Raw genomic sequence first — 15,849 nt, 5'->3', positions numbered from 1 at the left:
GTGTAGGCAAACATGCTTCCGTACCTCGGTTACGGGAGCCACCGCGGGCCAGCGTGCCAGCGCTGGGTCCGCTTTCTGACGCCGACTGAACAACAGTCAACATCGCGTGTAGCTTCCGATACCAACAGAACTGTGGGTGAGTGACTTAACACTTACCCACAACTCTGGAGGTTTTAGATACAAATTAATACGAAGTTCGTAGTGATGAAAATAGATTTACTATATCAATGTAGTTGTAATCCATGCGCGTTCCTCTTGCCGACTGGATGACGCCTGCGGACAGGTCGATACTGGAGCGACTGCAGAACGAGGGGAACGACGAACTCGTTCTTACGCCAGCCCTGATTGCAGAGAACACCGATTATGCACGGACAACCGTCCGCGAACACCTTGGGACACTCCTTGACCACGAGCTGGTTGAGTACCACGACGAGGAGCGAGCGATTTACCGACTTTCCGAACGAGGTCGCGCCTATCTCGCCGGGGAGATCGACGCCGCCGAGTTAGAGAACAGCGAGTGAGCAAGCACCCACCACCCTTACCCGTAAAGGGGGCGGGTGGGTGGCTGGGTTGTAAAGTGGGTTATGACGGTTCGTGTCAGGTGGGTATTTAATTACGAGATATTTCGAATGTTACTGAATCGGAATATGGAATATCAGGTTGGGATTCATTCAAGTAGTCATTATTCACCATTAGTACGAGGTCAATTAAACACCAATTTGGTGGCAGGTTACCATTATCGACACGGACCACAAACTCAAAAATATCTCCAGAATCTTTGTTTTTCACCAACACTTGTGGGTCAGATGATTCATCCTTAGAAACCTCAATAGTATTTTGACAGGAGTAGAGTATTTCTTCTGTTTCGTTAACCTTCAGAATACCAGACTCCAGAGATTTTAGCCCCACATCTTCAGCGAAAACAGGATAACCTTGGTTAATTAGTTCTTTTTTTATGTTCCGAATTGCCTCTTCATGTTCATTCTTACTAGAGTCATCTGGTTTAATGACACTATCCGTGAATGTGAATGGACTATCTTCTCCAAGTGGTCGTTTAAATTCTACAATGTATGACTTTTCCGCATGAACTATGAGTATTTGTTGACCATTATCAATCTCTGTCCTAACTGTGGTGTGAGTTATCTCACTCATACATACCTATATATTTTCCACACAACTAAATAACTAATGGGAAGGCACACTAGTTACTGCATCGAAGAATCTCATGAAACTCGCTCCAGTCCTCGAACTGCTCCTGAAACAGATCACTCGGCAGATTCCACGCCCACGGCGCGGCGTCGTCCGGGTCGTACTTTTCCAGCGTAGGTTCGAGGTTCACGAGCGAGCCGCCGAACAGCTCACCATCGGGCGAGTCTGAATCGGCGTCCCAGTCGCGGTAGAACGTCACTTCGTCCTGCGCCTCTTTGTAGAACGACAGCGTCGAGAGCCGTTTCTGTTCGGGATGCACGTCCTTCCCCGTGTGGCTCACCACGCCGACGGACTCGACGCCGAGCTTCGAAAACCGCTTAATCGCGGGCGTCCACTGGGACGCCACTTCGCGGCTGAACGTCCGGGCGTCGAAGTGCGTCGAGCCTTCGTCGATAGTGACGGTCTTCGGCCGTTCGCGGTGGGTCAGCAGTACGTCCATGAGGTCGTACATCGACCGCACCACGATGTCCGCGCCGTCCCACGTCCCCACGTTCGAGATGACCAGCAGGTCATCGCCGAAGTGCGCCCGCGCGAGGTCGCCGTTCAGCAGGAACATCGTGTTCGTCTTGCCCGTGTTCGGGTTCCCCGCGCCGGTGATCGTCGTGAGACCGCCACCGTTCTCCAGCTCGTCGACGAGCCGAAGCGGGAGCGTCAGCGAACTGGCGTCGAGGTCCTGCTGGGTCACGCCGACGAGGTACGAAAGCGCGGTCGCGTGCGACGACTGCACCGCGCGGGTCGCGGCTTGGGTCCGAAGCGACGAATCGACGAGCCTGCCCAGCGAGGTTTCTGCGAACGAGTCGGCCAGTTCGTCGTCGTCGGTGAGGTCGAGCGAGTTCAGGAACGACAGGTTCGCGTGGTCGCCCTTCGAGACCGGCAGTCCCGCGTGGTCGAGTAGTCTGTGGTCGCCGTCGATGCGCCCGCGCACCTGTTCGTACAGCTTCGCCGCCGTCAGCAGTCGTTCGTCGGTCACGCGGATTCACCTCCGTCGAGGGGATGCGGGCCGAACTCGCTGGTCGAACTGCCGTCGAGGTCGTGAGCGGAGTCGCGCCCATCTCCGTCACCGTCGGAGCGGTCAGGCATGAGCTCGTCCGCGTCGTCCGTCCCGTCGTCCCGCGCGTGGTTCCGCACGAGGTACGCCGTCGCCAGCGGCAGGGCCGCCGATACGAACAGGTGTGTGTTCGTCACCGGGTAGTACGACGCAGACACCGCGCCGTCGTCGAGGAAGCGCATCGGCACGTCGAGCGCCCGCGGCGGTATCATCAGGATACCGAACCACAGGCCAGCGACGATGCCAACCGACAGCGAGAGGGCGATGATGTACTGTTCGCGCGTCGAAAGTTCGAGTTCGAGTTTCATTCTGATTCACCGTTGGCCGCGTGTTGCTTCCGCCGCTGGTCGAGGTCGGCCAGCGGGTCCGGTGCCGGGTCGCCGTCACCTGGTGCCCACTCGGTCGGGTCCTCGTCGAAGATGGAATCCGAGCCGTCCAGGTCGAAGTCTTCGAGCACGCTATCAATCTCTGCGTGGAGCGCGTCGCCGTCGTCCGGTAACGCGCCTTTCTCGAACGTCCGCACGACGTGTTTCACGGTCTTGACCGCCGCCGCTCGGACGATAGCGAAGGAGTTGATTTCGAGCGATTCGCCCTTCCGGGCCTTCGGTTCCAACTGCTTGCGGTTGTACCGGAGGTATTCGAGCGCGCCTTTCTCGAACGTCCGCACGACGTGTTTCACGGTCTTGACCGCCGCCGCTCGGACGATAGCGAAGGAGTTGATTTCGAGCGATTCGCCCTTCCGGGCCTTCGGTTCCAACTGCTTGCGGTTGTACCGGAGATATTCGAGTGCCCGCGCCAGCACCGGGTCGGGTAGCGAGCCGACCCACGTCCCGGCGACTTCGCGGGCGTCGAGGTCGACGCCGCGGCCGAACGCGAGGTTCGGCGTCGCCCACCACAGTTGGCCGTCGACGACTGTCCACTCGGACCACCGCGGCGTCGGGCAGGTGTAGACACCCGCGCCGTCGCGGTCGAGCAGGTCGAGGTCAACGAGCCACATCATCTGCGGGCCGCCCATCAGGTCGACGGCCTGCCCGCCGACCCAGCGCCCGGCGATGACCGCCGAGAGGCCAGCCGTCAGGCCGATGATTTGGAGCGAGCGAGGGACGCGCACGTCGAAGACGAGCACGAGCCCGACGAGCAACAGCGAGCCAGCGACAGCGAGGTGAACGCCGTAGCGCATCACCCACACGAACGCTGTCACGAGCCGACCGGCGTCGCGGTCCGGCGCGACCGTCGTCGAGGCCGCGCCCATCTCTGGTTCGTCGGGAGTTTCCCGCTGAGCCTCAGCTGAGCTTTCGGCGTCGTCGCTCATGCGACACGCTCCATGCCACGGTGGAGGCCGAAGCGCCGCCGGACGATTATCAGGAGCGCACCGAACGACGTGCCGAACGCGCCACCGATAGCCGCGTCTCGCACGTCCGTTCCGGTGAACGGACCGGCGATGAGCGCCGAGCCGTCCTCGAACCGGATTTCCGTGTATTGGCCGTTCTCGATGGAGTACGACGTAACGATAGTCACTCGCGGTTCGGGCGAGTCGATTCGAATCGTCGTCCGTCCGGGGGGAATCGGTCGGCTGACCAGATTCCCGGCGGCGGCACCGGCCGAGGTCGAGCCGGTCGGCGCGGTCACGGTGACCGTCCGCGGCAGGTCCGATTCGAGCACGAGCACGGCAGTGCCGTCGCGGTACTCAGCGGAGACGATTCGCACGGCGCGGTCGCCGGCCACGTCGCCGAAGTACGCCGTTTCGTTCGACGACTCCGAAGCCGTGGGCGGAGCCGCGGCTGTCGTCGTCTCTGTCGGAGCAGACGCGGTCGCGGTCTCTTGGGCGGCGACTGTGCCGGGGACAGCGAACAGCAGAGCGATACAACTGACGAGTATGATGGTGTGTATTCGAGTCATACGAAGGGGTGGGGCAGGAAGGTTGGCAAGCGTTACAACAGCGACCCGAACCAGTCGCCCGACCAGTCGGGTACGCCGAGCAGGTCGAGCAGGAGGTTCGAACCCATCCCGATGAGGTCAACACCGAGGAGTTGCAGGGCACCAGCGATGATGACCACGCCAGCGATGGTTCCGATTGGGAGCCGCTTCAGCAGGAAAACGAACATCCTACTCGTTGCCCTCCCGCTGGATGAGTAGCACTGCGGCCGCACCGACCAGCAGGGCGATACCGAGCATCTGCGAGTCGAGGCCACCGGAGCCACCGGAACCGCCACTCGACTGCTCGCGTTCTTCAATCTCCTGACGGAGGGTTTCGAGCTCGTTCGTCATGGTGACGAACTCGCTCGTGTTCGTCGTTTTGTACACGTACGTCGTCGTGTTCTGCGACTGCACCGAAGACCCGTCGCGGGCAGTCATCTCGGTGATGGTGAAATTGCCGTCGAGGTCGACCTTCTCGCCGGTCGCGGTCGCGATGAACACCGGGCCGTCGATGGTCGAGGCGTCGTAGGTCGTGTTGACCGACCACGACCCGTTAGGCGCGGACCGAGCCATCACGAGACCCTGATACGTGATATTCGCCGTTCCAGACTGGTCGGTGACGTTCATCAGTCCAGACGACTGCATATCGGGCACGTCGAAGCCCATCAGAGCCAGCGCCGCCGTCGAGTCGTACAGCGAGGTCGAGTCGGAACCCGACTGGGTGCCGTACTCAAACATCGCCGTGTTCGCCGAAATCACGTCGGACGAATTGATATTTCCAGCCGCGAAGTCGTCGTACGTCGCATTCACGAAGTTACCGGCCTCCGCTTGGAGGTCGTCGTTCTTCGTCTCGTAGCGGTTCCAGCGGTCCGTAAACGACTGGTGTTCGATGAAGGTCATCGAATCGTAGTTGCTGTTCGGCGCGGCGATATCCCAGCCGCGGAAACCCCAGCCGAAGTTCCCGTCTATCTGTAACCACTCGTGCCGAGCCGGAGTCACGTAGTACGTCTCGTACGTGTTGACGCTGTTGTAACCATCTCCGATAGTGTAGTTGTAGGCGAGCACGTCAGCAGACGAATCATTGACGAGAGTCACCGACGACGTGTTCACGCCTTCGTAGGTCTTCGAGACAGACCAGCTACTCTCGCTATCGACTTGTGCGAAGTCGTCTTTCGTGACGTAAGACGAGTTGTTGATCGGCTCCGACTCGGAGCGTTCTTCGATGCTCATCTCAGCCGCCGAGACGGTCGCATTCCACCGCGCAATGTCGTTCTTCTGCTTGACAGCGTAGTAGTCAGCAATCGCCTGTCTCGCGTCGATACGCGCCTGCTCTTTCGTCTTACCGTCCTCGTACGCCTCAGCGACAGCAACCTGCGCTTTCATCCACGCGACGGACTCCGTGTCGTTCAGGTAGTTGTCCATCGCCGTGTTGTACGACTCAAGCGCCGTCTTCTCAGCCGACGCCGCAGAGTACAACTCTACCTTGTCTTGCGTCCCGTCGAGGTCGAGCGTCGAGTCGGTCGGATTGAACCGACACTCGTCGCCGTTCGGGTTAATCAGACTGTTGATGAACGCCGATATCGCGGAATCGGAGACATCGCAGTCTTGGAACCCGAGCGTCGCGGACACTGGACCCGAAGCACCTGCTGTCACGAGCAGGACAGCAAACAGGACAGCGAGCCCGCGTCGAGCGAACTCGCGCATCAGAGACCTCCCGTGATGATGAACGCAGTTGCACCGAGACACGCGGCGAGGTAGCCGAGCGTCGCAGTCGCTTCCAGTCTGGTGAGGCCGAAAGGAAGTGTCATGGTCGGGTTACCTCACGGCGACCGCCCAGCCGACGACCGTAATCAGGAACGCGACTTGCGCGCCCAGCGGGTCGCCCAGTCCGAGCAGGAGGTCCTTGATTTCGGTCACGTACTGCCAGCCGAGGATGACAGCAGGCGACCGCCCAGCCGACGACCGTAATCAGGAACGCGACTTGCGCGCCCAGCGGGTCGCCCAGTCCGAGCAGGAGGTCCTTGATTTCGGTCACGTACTGCCAGCCGAGGATGACAGCAGGCGACGCGACGATGAACGCCATCTCCCAGTACTCGTAGTGTTCGAGCGACTTCGTCTCGCTCGACATGAACGCCACCGCGTACACGAGGATGCCGCCGAGCGTCGCGTGCTCGCTCGTCAGCGTGTAGGACGACAGCCACGTGATGGTGATGTCGGAGATGCCGCCGAAGGCGTACAGGCCCGTTGCAACGAACACGACCGACAGGAGCGCCGGGATGGTCCGAAGCATCGCGTAGTCCGACGCGAGGCCACCGAGGCCCTGCGAGTAGCGCGACGCCATTACTCGCCCCTCACGTCGAAGACGTGGTACTCGCGTTCTTCAGTCGAGCCGTCGTCATGCTCGATTTCGTACGTCCGCGTCTCGGCGGTCTTCTTGACCGCGAGCCAGCTCCCGTTGCCGAGACCCTTCTTGTCGATGGTCCGGCGAATCTGGCCGTTCGACCAGAACTTCACGCGGTCGCCGAGGTCGCCGCCGCGGGCGAGATGGATTACGTCGTTTTCGTTCGGTCCCACGTCGCGGTCGATGTCGACGATAACGCCGATGACCGGCTCGTCGACTTCGAACTTGATTTCCTCTACTCCGTCGTCGTAGTCGTCTTCGACTTGCGTTTCTTCGAAGTCGTCGAACGACATTGGTTCGGATGCCATTGCAACTAGATATTAGCAATTTTAATATTAAACCTAAAACTGACTCTAGTGAAAGTAGTCTGAAACACGGTTACTCATCCTCTCTTGCCGGGTGCCGCATACACTCGCGGTCTTTGTCGAAGTAATCCTCTACGTGCAGGACGTGGTCGGCACTCTCCGGGCGGTCGAGGCCGTGGCCTTCGACCAAGTGCCGGGCCATCTGGTGTTTGTTGTAAATACCGAAGTTACACTCCGTGCAGCGCCACATCTCGCCCTTCTGTAGGTCGTGTTGAAGCCGCGTCTCTTGCAGCACCCGCTGGAGTGGGAGCTTCAGCGGGGCCATATCAACGCCGCCGCCTCCGGGCAGGTGCTCCTCGCCGTCGCGGTCGATAATCGCTTCCAGTCGCCACTCAGACGAAAGCGATGCACGGCGGAACGATTCCGGTTCTGAGTTGTCCTCCCCGTTCATAACCGATTCGACGAACTCGGCATGCTTCGGGTCAATCATGTTCCGACCGAGCATCGACGCCACCGAAGGCGTCTCGTCGCTGTACTTCAGTTCCGTTTCGACACGCTTCCGTATCCGCGTCTTTGTCGGCGATTCACCGACGCTCACTGCCGCTTTGGCGCTCGGCCAGCGTTCAGCCAACGAGCGTTCCGAACGCGAGGCGTCCGGCTCGCCGCCATCCGCGAGGGCGCCGGCGAGGTCGTCGTCAGGAACCGGTTCGTCGAGCCGTTCCTGGTCGATAGCCCAGCCGGAGTTACAGCACGCGCACACTACGTCGGGGCCGCGGCCGTCGTTCCACACGACGGCCTCGCCGTGCGCGTCGGTCTGGTTCGACTCGCTGGACTCCGCACGCTGTTCGCACGCGTCCGCTTTGATCGCTTCAGTGACGATTTTCGACCGCGAGGTTCGGCGTCGAGCCGCTGACCAGTAGATTGCACCCCACGCGAGGTATTCGACCGGCTTGTCCAGCAGTTCCTCCGTGTAGCCACCCATGTACGCGGCAAGGTACGAACCCATGTTTTCGACGCCGGCGTTCAGCGAGATGCACCCGTCGGAGTCGTTCAAGTAGTCCGTATTTCTGTAGTCGTGGGCGCTAAACGAGGCGTATTCGCACTCCGCGACGTGTTTGTCTATCACCCGTTCAAACTCCGGGCCGACCGCTTCGAGGTCGAGGTCAGCCGCATCGAAGTAGACGCCTACGTGCAGATGCGAGTAGCACGCGTTCATTCCGCTTCCGTCGCCACCCATTCCGTGCGGTTCTGCTTGGAGCCAGTAACCCCACTCGTCGGCGTCGAGGCCGAGATGATACTCCATCGTGTTGCGGAGTGTGTCGCGCACGCCATCGTACGAAAACGCGTCGTGGAGCGCGTCGGTGTGTTCGACTGGCGGCAGTCGCTCCCCGTTCGGCACCGACGACGCGGTGAACGTGAGCATCGCGGTCGCGGGCGAGCCCCACGCCGCGACTGCTTCGCCGCCGGACGGTCGTTCACCGCCGCCCATCTGTCGCTGGAGCGCGAGCGCGCGAGCGTACTGCTTGCGCGAGTACGTCTCGCCCCACGCGTCGGTCAGCGGGAGTTCGAACTCATCGCCGTCGTCGTTCGCGAAGCGCGCGAGCAGTCCTTTGTAGTCGACGTGCGAGGTGAGAAACGCGCTCAACGCGTCCGCCCACGTCGCCGCGCGGCGTTTCTCCAACTCCGTCACGTAGAACCCGTTTTCCATCGGGTCCTCTGCCTCTACGTACGTATCGCGCCAGTCCGCTTCGGTCACGATGCGCCGGAGCTTTCGACCGTGTGTTTCGCACACCGGCGTTTCGGCCAGTTCGGGGTATTTCTCGGTGAACTCCAGTACGCGTTCGTGGACTCGTTCGTCGTAGTTATCCTCTGCTGGAGAATCGGTGGTAGAGAGCTCTACAGAGTTAGTCTCCTTGGAAGGCCGAGAGGCCACACCGTCGGCTGGTGAGTCGTGCCCGCCGGATGCGGGGGTGCCCTCGCTACTCACCGTTACCCCCGTCTGTGCGGATGAAATCGCTCAGACGGCACTGGGCCTTACCGCCGCTCGTTTTCGGCCGGCGGCCGCCGGCCTCATGCGGACCGGCTTCCGGGTCAGGGGCAAGCCCCTGCTTCCGGCCGCTCCGGGCGGACTGGGACCCGCCCTCCGCTGTTCCGGTCCTTGCGGTGGTTTCTGCGGCCAGTTGGTGTGCCTCATGCGGACCGGCTTCCGGGTCAGGGGCAAGCCCCTGCTTCCGGCCGCTCCGGGCGGACTGGGACCCGCCCTCCGCTGTTCCGGTCCTTGCGGTGGTTTCTGCGGCCAGTTGGTGTGCCCACAACAGCGAGGTGAGACGATGGTCCCGAATCTCGTCCTCGATGGCGGGGATGCGCGCGCAGTCTTTGCACTCGCGCATCTTCGCCGCGCGCGTCGAGTGATCGACGAGACACCACTCGTGACAGCTCCCACACCGGTACTCGACGTACCGCCATAGATGTCTCTCGCGACGAACGTGAGACATCTATCATGCACCCCTCTTGGCTTCTAATTTCGCCCGACGGCGGCGACCCGTTGCATGGGAGCTGAGGGAATAATTTTCTCGCCGATTTTGAGAAACGCCCGATTTGGCCGATATCGACGGCGTGGAGCCGTCTCTCGGCCTTTTAATTTCGGCCTCGAAGGCCCCAAATTTTGGATGGGCGCTGCAGGATTTGAACCCACGGCAACTTGGTCCGAAGCCAAGCACTCTGTCCAGACTGAGCTAAGCGCCCTACACAACTTCGTCAGTCGTGGATTGTTTTAAATGGATTGATTCGAGGCGGCGACTCCGCGCGATTTATACCCGACCTCCGAACAGTACGGGGTATGTCTCTCGGAGCGCGGGCGCGCGGGTTCGTCGAACTCACCCGACCGGGAAACGCCGTCGCCGCGGGCGTGCTCACGTTCACCGGGGCGTTCGTCGCGGGGGCGACCCCCAGCGACGCGGTCGTCGTCGTCGCAGCGATGCTCGCCACCGTGTTCGCCACGGGAGCGGGTAACGCTATCAATGACTACTTCGACCGCGAAATCGACCGCATCAACCGGCCCGACCGGCCGATTCCTCGCGGGGCGGTGAGCGCCGCCGAAGCCAAGTGGTTCAGCGTCGCGCTGTTCGGCGGCGCGGTCGTCTCGGCGCTCGTGCTGCCGGTCGTCGCCATCGCCATCGCCGTGGTCAATCTCGTCGCGCTCCTCGCGTACACGGAGTTCTTCAAGGGCCTCCCCGGCGTCGGCAACGTCGTCGTCGCCGCGCTCACCGGCTCGACGTTCCTGTTCGGCGGCGCAGCCATCGGCGAGCCGTTGGGCGCGGCCGTCCTCTGCGTGCTCGCCGCGCTGGCGACGCTGACCCGCGAAATCGTCAAAGACGTCGAAGACATCGACGGCGACAGAGCCGAGGGGCTCCGGACACTCCCCATCGTTGTCGGCGAGGCGGCGTCGCTGTGGCTGGGTGCGGCCGTCCTCGCGGTCGCCGTCGGCGCGAGCGCGGTGCCGTTCGTCTGGGGCGAGTTCGGACTGGCGTACCTCGGTGCGGTCGTCCCCGCCGACGCGCTCATGCTCGTCGCCGCCGCCCGGTCGTTCAGTGACCCCGCCGCGGCCCAGCGTCGACTCAAACACGGGATGTTCCTCGCGGCGTTCGCGTTCATCCTCGGACGGGCGATGGGACCGGCGAGGGGACTTTTATAAACACCGGGGCTGAGCGACCGGTCAGTTCCCGGGGAACACCCCGACGAACCGGAAGTGTTCGATCCTCCAATCAAAAAGAATATTACCGGCTCACTGTATGGTCGTACTATCCGATGACCCCCGGCGAGCGGAAGCGTCAGGCGAGTGCATTCCTCGGAGTCGACGACATCGAGCCGAGGTACCTGCATGTATAACCTGGGCGCTGATCTCGACGTCGAGGTCGAACCGGGCACGAACCTCCTCCTCGTCGGACCGCCGTTGACCGGGAAGCGCTCGCTGGCGCTCGACATCCTCGCGGAGGGGACGCGAACCGGCGAGGGCTCCGTCATCGTCACCACCAAAGACGGCGCGGACCGCATCCTCTCGGACTTCGGCAAGCGACTCGACTACGAGGGCAAACCCGTCGCGGTCGTCGACTGCGTCACGAAACAGCAGGGCGTCGGCGAGGTCCGCGACGACGAGCGAATCCGCTACACGTCGTCGCCGGTCGACATGACCGGAATCGGAATCAAACTCTCGGAGATTCTCCAGGAGTACTACCAGGGCCGTGGACTTCCGGGGAACCGCATCATGCTCCACTCGCTGTCGACGCTCCTGATGTACGCCGACCTCCAGACCGTCTTCAGGTTCCTCCACGTGTTCACCGGCCGCATCCAGAGCGTGGGCGGCCTCGGCCTGTTCACCATCGACGCCGACGCCCACGACGACCGGACGATGAACACCATCAAACAGCTGTTCGACGGCATCATCACGACCCACGAGGACGCGCCGCCGGACATCCGCATCGCCGACCACTAGTCGGCTCCGCTCGCGTCGGCGACCGCCGAGACGACGACTGTGGGCGTCGAGACGGCGGCCGCGTCGCACAGCCGCCTGACGTTTTTATCCGAAGCCGGCCACGTCGTAGGTATGCCCATCACCAGCGACGACGACATCCGCGCGCTGTTCGACGCCGAGACCGTCGCGGTCGTCGGCTGTTCGGCCACGCCCGGAAAGCCTGCCCACGACGTCCCGTCGTACATACAGAGACAGGGCTACCGCGTCGTCCCCATCAACCCGTTCCACGACGAGATTCTCGGCGAGACGGCGTACGACTCGCTCGCCGACGTGGACGAAGACGTCGATATCGTCGACGTGTTCCGACCGTCCGAGGAGGCGGGCGACATCGTCGACGCCGCAATCGACCGCGCGGCCGACCGGGGCGACGTGAAGGCGGTCTGGCTCCAGCTCGGCATCCGCGACGACGACGCGGCCGCCCGCGCCGAGGAGGCGGGGCTCTCGTTCGTTCAGGACCGGTGCTTCAAGGTCGAGCACTCGCGGCTCGCCTGAGCGGGCGGCGACGCGGCGAATCGACCGGGACCGGCTTCGAGGCGGTCTCCGCTAGCCTTCCCACGACTCGAAGTCGCCGTAGACGTCCTTCGAGAGGTATCGCTCCGAGGAGTCGGGAAAGACCGTGACGACGGCGTCGTGCGGGAGGTCGATGTCGCCGGCGGCGGCGCGCTCGGCCACGTCGATTGCGGCCAGCGAGTTGGCGGCGGCGCTCGACGCGACGAGGTGACCCTCCTCCGCGGCGAGGCGCTGCATCTCGGCGTGGGTGTCGCGGTCGCCGATTTGGACGATTTCGTCCACCAGTTCGGGGTCGAACAGCTCGTTGGTCGCGGGGTCGTGCGTGCCGATGCCCTCGGTCTTGTACGACGCCTCCGCCACGTCGCGGCCGTGGAGTCGGGCGTAGAGCGACCCCTCGGGTTCGACCGCGGTGACGAACGTGTCTTCGTTGCGCTCGCGGCCGTAGCGCGCCACTCCCATGAGCGTGCCCGCGGTGCCGCAGCCGGCGACGAGCGCGCCGACCTCGCCGTCGAGCGCGTCGTAAATCTCGGGCGCGGTCGTCTCGTAGTGCGCCTCGGGGTTGAGCGGGTTGGAGAACTGCTGGGGGACGACGGCGTCGTCGAGTTCGTCGGCGAGCTTGTGCGCGCGGTCGATAGCGCCGCCCATCCCGTCGGCGGTGGGCGTGTTCACCACGTCGGCTCCGAGCGCGCGCATGAGCGTCTGCTTTTCCACGCTGAACCGCTCGGGGACGACGAACACCGCGCGGATGCCGAGCTGCCCGGCCGCGACGGCGAAGCCGATGCCGGTGTTGCCGGCGGTCGGCTCGACGATGGTTCCGCCCTCGGGGAGTTCGCCCGATTCGAGCATCCGTTCGAGCATGTACTTCCCGATGCGGTCCTTGACGCTCGCGCCCGGGTTGAACGATTCGAGCTTCGCGTAGACGGGCACCTCGTCGGGCGACGCGTGGACTCTGACGAGCGGCGTCTCGCCGACGGCGTCGAGCACCGAGTCGAGGGGTTCGCGGTGCGTGGTCATACCTGGGCAAAAGTTGCCCCGTACCCTGAACGTTTTCATCCCGTTGTCGCCCGTCGAGGGCCGGGCCCCCGTCGGGGTGTTTCGTGCCGGCCGAAGACGGTCCTCTCGGGAGGCCGAGGCTGTGCGCGGTAGTGCGAGACCGAAAGAGCGCGGAGAGCGACGAAGATACAGACGGGAACGGAGACGGGTGTTGGGTCGGGTTACGCCTCGTCGGTGGCGGCGTCGCTCGACGTGGCGGCGTCGGACTCAGACGCGGCGTCGGCGACGGTCTCAGTCTCGTCTCCGGCCGCGTCCTCCTCGGCCTCGGAGATGTGCGCCTGCGCGATCGCGGCGTCGAGGTCGACGCCCTGTTCCTCCGCGATGGCTTCGAGAATCGCCCGCTGTTCGGCGTTCTCGGCTTCGAGCCGGTCGACGCGCGACTTCGTCTCGTTGACCGTCTCGCGGACCTCGACGACCTGCTCGCGCAGTTCGTTGAGCTTCTTGTACACGTCTTCGGCCATCTCTGCGACCTTCTGGAGCTTCTTCGCGGTTCCTCCGAGTGGCATGTGTCGCCTCTCGGACTCGGGGCTTGTACGACTTCCGGTGCGGTGTCGGCGGAGCCCGAACGCGCGGGGGGCGGAAAACGGGGACGACAGCCTCAGCCGAGTTCGTTCGGGTCCACGCGGTCGACGAGGATTCGGAGGCCCACGAGCGCGACGACGCCGACGAAGACCAGCCCCGCGACGGCGGCCTTCGCGCCGACGCCCGCGGTTCCGAGCGCCAGTCGCGCGGCCGTGTTCGCGGGGTTCAGCGGCAGAAGCGACGTGCCCGCGAAGACGAGGAGCACGCCGATGGAGTACAGGAGCTGTGCCACCCGGCGGTCGGGCGAGGTAATCGCCACCGCCGCGCCGAGGGTGACGACGACCGCCGAGAGCCCGGCGACCATGCCGAACAGCCACGGGACGCTCTCGATAGTCGACCCGTTCAGTTGGAGGAGGAGCATCCACGCGACAGCCTGCACCGGGGCCAGCCCGCCGGCCGCGAGGAGCTTTCCGTCCACGACGGCTGCGAAGCTCACGGGCGCGACCCGCAGGAGTTCGAGCGTCCCGCGGGCGACCTCCTCGGCGAGCGAATCGACCACCAGCGACCCGGAGATGAACACGGGCAGGAACAGCAGCAGCGGAACGAGCACCGTGTAGGTGAAGCCGAAGTACGGGCTCGACTCCGCCGCCGGCGGGAGGGAAAGCGGGTCCGTGGCGAGGTACGCGCTCCGCTCCGCGCGCTCGGTGCGCTCCAGTTCGCGGAGCGCGTCGCGGAGGCGGACGACGACCGCCGTCGTCTCCACCCCCGAGTCGGGCGCGACCGCCGCGACTCGTATCCTGCCGTCCTCGCCCGTGGACGCCTCTAAGACGGCATCGACCTCCCGCTGTTGGAACGCCGTCAGCGCGTCCGACGAGGAGGCGTACGGCCGCCCGCTGAGTCCGTCTTCGGTTCCGACGGCGCGCAGCAGGTCCTCGACCGCCTCCTCGTCGCCCGTGACGGCCACGTCCACCTGATAGCTCGCCGAACCGGGGTCGTACAGCGAGACGAGCCCGACGACGAGGAACGACGAGAACGCCGCGACGAACAGCTGGATGGCCAGCGCCAGCACGATGGTCTTTTCCTTGCGGAGACTGCCGAGTTCGCGGCGGGCGATGGCGAATCGCGGGTTACCCAAGGGCGCTCACCACCTGGAGGTTGTAGACGAGGTGAATGGCGATTGCACCCACGAGCGCGACGCCGTAGGCCGAGCGCCCGCGACTCGCCCCGAGGGCGGTCACGCTGGCGGTCACCGCGTGGAGCGCCAGCGGCGCGAGGAACAGGCCGAGGACGACGAGGGCGCTCACGCCGGTCCCGTCGGCGATGCCGACGCCGGAGGGCGCGAAGGCGGTCTGTCCGAGGGTGAGAGACTGCAACCCGGCGAGTTGGGCGATGGCGGTGAACTTCTCGCCGACGAAGAAGCCGAGCCCCGAGAGCCCGCCGAGGACGAGCGACGACCGGAGCGTCCGGGAAAACCGCGCCTTCTCGAAGGCGGCGAGGACGTGGAGGCTCTTGGCTAACTCCTCGACGACCGCGACCGCGACCAGCACCAGCGGGACGGTCAGGTCGATGGGGAGGACGAAAAGCACCGCGATGGCCAGCAGTTCGGCGATGAAGACGAACGGAATCGACAGCGCCGACAGGGTCGCCACGGAGCGCGCCCGCGAGATGCGGCTGTCGAGCGCGTCGAGGAACTTCAGCGGGACCGGTCGCTGGGTGAACATGTCCTCTTCGCGGTAGACGCCGACGCCGAGGAGGAACAGCACGCCCGCGGCGAGGAGAATCGGCCCGACCGAAAACAGGAACTCGCCGAGCGGAATCGACTCGCCCGCGAGGTCGCGGACGACGAGCGTCAGCGGCGAGATGAGGGCGATGGGCGTGATGTTCGTGAAGATGGCCGGGACGAACGTGTACGTCGTCAGGAACACCGACACCGTCACCGTGACGAACGTGAGTTCCTTGAACGAGCGGGCGAACATCGCGCCGACGAACGTCGACGCGAGGAACAGCAGGCCGACGGGAACGACCGCGGCCACCGAGACGACGCCCCCGCCGACCGCCGCCGCGATGGCGACGGTGATAGCGACCGTGCCGAGCAGGTACGGGAGCGTCTTGCCGGCGACGATGTCGCCCGGCGAGATGGGCGCGACGAGGAGCAGTTCGCCGCGGCGGTTGATGCGCTCGTTGAGAATGCTCGACCCGTACGCCTGAATCACGAAGTTCATCGGCACGAGGAAGGCGAACGCGAGGACGAGCGAGGCAAAGGGGAACGGCGGGCTGATGCTCGCCGGCGACCCGCTGGTGTCGCCGCCGAAGAGGCCCGCCATCCCGCCGAGCGACGGGGCGTCGACGCCGC

General features: G+C 64.0%; 18 protein-coding genes, 1 tRNA gene and 1 pseudogene. 4 read left to right on the top strand and 16 right to left on the bottom strand.

The genetic code is table 11. From position 1 onward, the window contains the following. The first annotated feature begins 242 nt into the window (after window positions 1-242). Window positions 243-521: a winged helix-turn-helix domain-containing protein gene (locus BN996_RS07620; RefSeq protein ID WP_226908721.1), complete on the top strand. Its 279-nt coding sequence runs from the start codon at window positions 243-245 to the stop codon at window positions 519-521. Window positions 522-609: 88 nt separating this feature from the next. Here BN996_RS07620 and BN996_RS19755 read toward each other — a convergent pair whose 3' ends face one another. The 11 genes and pseudogenes from BN996_RS19755 to BN996_RS07570 form a co-directional block, all read right to left on the bottom strand. Then, on the bottom strand, window positions 610-1,152 hold the full coding sequence (locus tag BN996_RS19755) for a hypothetical protein (protein ID WP_139043114.1): 543 nt from the start codon (window positions 1,150-1,152) through the stop codon (window positions 610-612). A gap of 49 nt (window positions 1,153-1,201) precedes the next feature. Further along, complete coding sequence (locus BN996_RS07615; RefSeq protein ID WP_089777985.1) at window positions 1,202-2,179, bottom strand: hypothetical protein; 978 nt, start codon at window positions 2,177-2,179, stop codon at window positions 1,202-1,204. Then, complete coding sequence (locus BN996_RS07610; protein ID WP_004043508.1) at window positions 2,176-2,565, bottom strand: hypothetical protein; 390 nt, start codon at window positions 2,563-2,565, stop codon at window positions 2,176-2,178. The genes BN996_RS07615 and BN996_RS07610 overlap by 4 nt, the downstream gene beginning before the upstream one ends. Continuing rightward, window positions 2,562-3,509 carry a DUF8125 domain-containing protein gene (locus BN996_RS20495; RefSeq protein WP_394326168.1) on the bottom strand — a complete coding sequence of 316 codons (948 nt, stop codon included), beginning with the start codon at window positions 3,507-3,509 and terminating at the stop codon, window positions 2,562-2,564. Before BN996_RS20495 ends, BN996_RS07610 begins: the two co-directional genes overlap by 4 nt. Window positions 3,510-3,565: 56 nt before the next feature. Next, the gene (locus BN996_RS07600; protein WP_089777983.1) at window positions 3,566-4,156 is read right to left on the bottom strand and encodes a DUF8063 family protein; all 591 of its coding nucleotides are present in this window, start codon (window positions 4,154-4,156) and stop codon (window positions 3,566-3,568) included. Between the two features lie 32 nt (window positions 4,157-4,188). Then, the gene (locus BN996_RS20065) at window positions 4,189-4,362 is read right to left on the bottom strand and encodes a hypothetical protein (RefSeq protein WP_167344113.1); all 174 of its coding nucleotides are present in this window, start codon (window positions 4,360-4,362) and stop codon (window positions 4,189-4,191) included. A 1-nt stretch (window position 4,363) separates the two neighbouring features. After that, the gene (locus tag BN996_RS07595; protein WP_226908719.1) at window positions 4,364-5,878 is read right to left on the bottom strand and encodes an Env/VP5 family phage fusion protein; all 1,515 of its coding nucleotides are present in this window, start codon (window positions 5,876-5,878) and stop codon (window positions 4,364-4,366) included. 238 nt (window positions 5,879-6,116) lie between these two features. Then, a pseudogene (locus BN996_RS07590) lies at window positions 6,117-6,515 on the bottom strand (hypothetical protein); the annotation flags it as partial. Further along, window positions 6,515-6,883, bottom strand: a complete 369-nt coding sequence (locus tag BN996_RS07585) for a hypothetical protein (RefSeq protein WP_226908717.1) — start codon at window positions 6,881-6,883, stop codon at window positions 6,515-6,517. The pseudogene BN996_RS07590 and the gene BN996_RS07585, both read right to left, overlap by 1 nt. Before the next feature lie 70 nt (window positions 6,884-6,953). Further along, window positions 6,954-8,672: a hypothetical protein gene (locus BN996_RS07580; RefSeq protein ID WP_226908716.1), complete on the bottom strand. Its 1,719-nt coding sequence runs from the start codon at window positions 8,670-8,672 to the stop codon at window positions 6,954-6,956. Window positions 8,673-9,550: 878 nt separating this feature from the next. Further along, window positions 9,551-9,625 (bottom strand) — tRNA-Arg (locus BN996_RS07570). Window positions 9,626-9,719: 94 nt separating this feature from the next. Here BN996_RS07570 and BN996_RS07565 point away from each other — a divergent pair. Both BN996_RS07565 and BN996_RS07560 read left to right on the top strand, forming a co-directional pair. Then, complete coding sequence (locus BN996_RS07565) at window positions 9,720-10,574, top strand: geranylgeranylglycerol-phosphate geranylgeranyltransferase (RefSeq protein WP_042662479.1); 855 nt, start codon at window positions 9,720-9,722, stop codon at window positions 10,572-10,574. Window positions 10,575-10,760: 186 nt separating this feature from the next. Beyond that, window positions 10,761-11,372 (top strand): RAD55 family ATPase, encoded by a 612-nt coding sequence (locus BN996_RS07560; RefSeq protein WP_042662478.1) that lies wholly within the window; start codon window positions 10,761-10,763, stop codon window positions 11,370-11,372. Here the strand turns inward: BN996_RS07560 and BN996_RS20650 are convergent. After that, window positions 11,369-11,491: a hypothetical protein gene (locus BN996_RS20650; RefSeq protein WP_264371803.1), complete on the bottom strand. Its 123-nt coding sequence runs from the start codon at window positions 11,489-11,491 to the stop codon at window positions 11,369-11,371. The genes BN996_RS07560 and BN996_RS20650 overlap by 4 nt on opposite strands. On the opposite strand from BN996_RS20650, the gene BN996_RS07555 reads away from it, so the two are divergent. Further along, on the top strand, window positions 11,484-11,903 hold the full coding sequence (locus BN996_RS07555) for a CoA-binding protein (RefSeq protein ID WP_042662491.1): 420 nt from the start codon (window positions 11,484-11,486) through the stop codon (window positions 11,901-11,903). The two genes, BN996_RS20650 and BN996_RS07555, sit on opposite strands and share 8 nt — an antisense overlap. A 51-nt stretch (window positions 11,904-11,954) precedes the next feature. Here BN996_RS07555 and BN996_RS07550 read toward each other — a convergent pair whose 3' ends face one another. The 4 genes from BN996_RS07550 to BN996_RS07535 all read right to left on the bottom strand — a co-directional run. Then, window positions 11,955-12,935, bottom strand: a complete 981-nt coding sequence (locus BN996_RS07550) for a PLP-dependent cysteine synthase family protein (protein ID WP_089777976.1) — start codon at window positions 12,933-12,935, stop codon at window positions 11,955-11,957. A 200-nt stretch (window positions 12,936-13,135) separates the two neighbouring features. Beyond that, a complete protein-coding gene (locus tag BN996_RS07545; RefSeq protein ID WP_042662476.1) occupies window positions 13,136-13,480 on the bottom strand; it encodes a DUF5798 family protein in 345 nt (114 codons plus the stop codon). A 92-nt stretch (window positions 13,481-13,572) separates the two neighbouring features. Beyond that, window positions 13,573-14,631, bottom strand: coding sequence for an ABC transporter permease (locus BN996_RS07540; protein ID WP_089777974.1), 1,059 nt, complete (start codon window positions 14,629-14,631; stop codon window positions 13,573-13,575). Next, window positions 14,624-15,849 (bottom strand): ABC transporter permease family protein (locus tag BN996_RS07535; protein ID WP_089777972.1); only part of this gene is annotated, 1,226 nt, incomplete at its 5' end. The genes BN996_RS07540 and BN996_RS07535, both read right to left, overlap by 8 nt.

The organism is Haloferax massiliensis (genome assembly GCF_001368915.1).
GTDB classification, from domain to species: Archaea; Halobacteriota; Halobacteria; order Halobacteriales; family Haloferacaceae; genus Haloferax; species Haloferax massiliensis.
The sequence above is the reverse complement of the archived record's forward strand: the minus strand, read 5'-3'. Positions and strand labels throughout refer to the sequence as shown.